General features: G+C 70.6%; 4 protein-coding genes. 2 read left to right on the top strand and 2 right to left on the bottom strand.

Features of this window, described 5'->3' with window-relative positions; genetic code table 11:
* Nucleotides 1-368: Sir2 family NAD-dependent protein deacetylase (locus tag VF825_RS02390; protein WP_331109755.1), on the top strand; the 368-nt coding region annotated here is incomplete at its 5' end.
* A 7-nt stretch (nucleotides 369-375) separates the two neighbouring features.
* Here VF825_RS02390 and VF825_RS02385 read toward each other — a convergent pair.
* Together VF825_RS02385 and lexA are read right to left on the bottom strand one after the other, a co-directional pair.
* The gene (locus VF825_RS02385) at nucleotides 376-624 is read right to left on the bottom strand and encodes an SCO4226 family nickel-binding protein (RefSeq protein ID WP_141788831.1); all 249 of its coding nucleotides are present in this window, start codon (nucleotides 622-624) and stop codon (nucleotides 376-378) included.
* 159 nt (nucleotides 625-783) lie between these two features.
* The gene (gene lexA, locus VF825_RS02380) at nucleotides 784-1494 is read right to left on the bottom strand and encodes a transcriptional repressor LexA (RefSeq protein WP_331109752.1); all 711 of its coding nucleotides are present in this window, start codon (nucleotides 1492-1494) and stop codon (nucleotides 784-786) included.
* Nucleotides 1495-1723: 229 nt separating this feature from the next.
* On the opposite strand from lexA, the gene VF825_RS02375 reads away from it, so the two are divergent.
* Nucleotides 1724-2104: a LysM peptidoglycan-binding domain-containing protein gene (locus tag VF825_RS02375; RefSeq protein ID WP_331109750.1), complete on the top strand. Its 381-nt coding sequence runs from the start codon at nucleotides 1724-1726 to the stop codon at nucleotides 2102-2104.
* The last annotated feature ends 289 nt before the right edge of the window (nucleotides 2105-2393 follow it).

Raw genomic sequence — 2393 nt, 5'->3', positions numbered from 1 at the left:
TGCTGCCCGAGGACGCCGTGGCGCGCTTCCACCCGCCGCGGTGCCTGGTCTGCGGCTCCGACCAGCTCAAGCCCGACGTGGTGTTCTTCGGGGAGTCGGTGCCCAAACCCCTTGTCGCCCAGTGCTTTGCCGAGGTCGAGGCGTGCGACGGGCTGCTCGTGCTCGGCTCGTCGCTGCAGGTGATGAGCGGCTATCGGTTCGTCCGGCGCGCGGCCGCGCACGGCTTACCGGTCGCGATCGTGACCCGCGGCACGAGCCGTGGTGACGGTGAGGCCACCATCCGCGTCGACGCCGCCCTGGGGCAGACGCTGTCCGAGCTGGCACACCGGGTCGGGCTGACCCGGTATGCCGTGCCGTCGCCGTCCTGAGCCCAGGTCAGGCCTGGACCGGCACGGGGTGGATCTCGGCGGCCGGGTGGCCGGTCCGCTCGTGGATCTTGCGGACCGCGTCGGCCGACGGAGCCTCCGACAGGCAGTAGACGTTGCCGCTCTCGGGGTCGGCCCACGCGTGCTTGAAGTGCACGCCCTCCTCGCCCTCGATGTCGAGGTCGGCCTGGTGCGCGGCGGCGAGGTCCGCCGCGCTGATGCCCTTCATCCCCGTGTGGACGTCCATGAACTCGGGCATGGTGCTCACCTCTCTGCGGGGGCGGTCTCGCCCCCAACGCTCGGACGCTAGGCCTCGCCGGGGCGGGAGGAACCGGGCAAATGGCGTACCCGCTTACGCCCCCGGACGCAGCGGTGGCCGGCCCCGAGGGGCCGGCCACAGGCATACGAGCGGAGGGGGTCAGACCCGGCGCAGGACCGCGGTGACCTTGCCGAGGATGGTCGCCTCGTCGCCGTCGATCGGGTCGTAGGCGTCGTTGTGCGGCATCAGCCAGACGTGGCCGTCCTTGCGCTTGAACGTCTTGACCGTGGCCTCGTTGTCGAGCATGGCTGCGACGATGTCGCCGTTGTCGGCGGTCTGCTGCTGGCGCACGACGACCCAGTCGCCGTTGCAGATCGCCGCGTCGACCATGGAGTCACCGACCACCTTGAGCAGGAAGAGCTGGCCCTCGCCGACGATCTGCTTGGGCAGCGGGAAGACGTCCTCGATGACCTCCTCGGCCAGGATCGGGCCACCGGCGGCAATGCGACCGAGGACGGGGACGTAGGACGCGTCGGGGTGGCTGTCGCCGCTGCCGGTGGCGTCGACGGTGCCCTCGCGCGCGTCGCCGGCGCGGTAGCCGCGGTCCTTCTCGCCGGCGTCGGGGGAGACGACCTCGATGGCGCGCGGGCGGTTGGGGTCGCGGCGCAGGTAGCCCTTGCGCTCGAGCATGGACAGCTGGTGGGCGACGCTGCTCGGGCTGGCCAGACCCACGGCCTCGCCGATCTCGCGCAGGCTGGGCGGGTAGCCACGACGGTCGACCGAGTTGCGGATGATCTCCAGGACGCGACGCTGCCGGGCGGTCAGCCCGTCGCCCTTCTCGCGGTCGGGCATCTCGTGGATCTCGGCCATGTCGTCCCCTTGCTCGGCTTGCTCGGCGATACCAACGGGTCTGTCAGAGGTCGGTGTTTTGCTCCCTGACATGAACACAGCGTAGTGGGGTCGAACAGACATTTCAAACATCTGTTCGACGAAACTCTGGACACCTGTCCGACAATCATGTTAGAACTCGTACAGACGTCCTATCGAACACAGTTCCACCGCATGGCAGACCGAACCGCTTGAAGTCATGGAGGACACGATGAGCGCAGCAGTTGCCTGGGACCTGGCCCCCACCTCGACCCGCCCCCAGCTCCGCCTGGTGCCGACGGGCGACGCGGTGGTCTGCCGTCCCGCGCCACGAGTGCGCCTGACCCGGCGCGGCCGGCTGACGATCACGCTGTCCGTGCTCGCGCTCGTCACGTGGGTGGCGTTCCTGCTCGCGCCGGGGCCGTCCGTGCAGGGCCTCACGATCGACCACGCCGTGACCGTGTCCGCCGGCCAGAGCCTGTCCGAGGTCGCCGACGCGCAGCTGCCGCAGCTGCCCGTGACCGACGCGATGGCCCGGATCCAGCAGGCCAACAACCTCAGCTCCGACCAGGTCCACGCCGGCCAGAGCCTGCTGATCCCGCGGGTCGGCTGACCCGCTCCCCGTTCAGGGGTCCCGTGCCAGGGGGTGCGGGGCCCCTTCGTCTGCCCCGGTATGCCGTGAGCTCGCCGCGGTTGCGCCCGCGTCGGTCGGTCGCAGAGCCGGTCTGTATCGTGCAGGGCCGCCCCCCGAGCGCGCCGGCCGGTCAGTTGTTGTACAGACGGTTGTGCGCGGTCTTGACCTGCAGTGGCTGGGTCGGGCCGGTGATGGTGGCCGTGGCGGGGATGCGGATCCACGGGCCGCCGTCGAGGCTGAACTCGCCGCCATAGGTGACCGCGATCCG

Origin of the sequence: Oryzihumus sp. (genome assembly GCF_036391795.1) — a bacterium.
Taxonomy (GTDB): domain Bacteria; phylum Actinomycetota; class Actinomycetes; order Actinomycetales; family Dermatophilaceae; genus Oryzihumus.
Note: the sequence above shows the minus strand (reverse complement) of the source record. Positions and strands in the feature narration are given on the sequence as shown.

Coding starts and splice junctions, on each gene's coding strand:
- VF825_RS02385 (WP_141788831.1), bottom strand. CDS start 624: ATGCCCGAGTTCATGGACGTCCACACGGGGATGAAGGGCATCAGCGCG.
- lexA (WP_331109752.1), bottom strand. CDS start 1,494: ATGGCCGAGATCCACGAGATGCCCGACCGCGAGAAGGGCGACGGGCTG.
- VF825_RS02375 (WP_331109750.1), top strand. CDS start 1,724: ATGAGCGCAGCAGTTGCCTGGGACCTGGCCCCCACCTCGACCCGCCCC.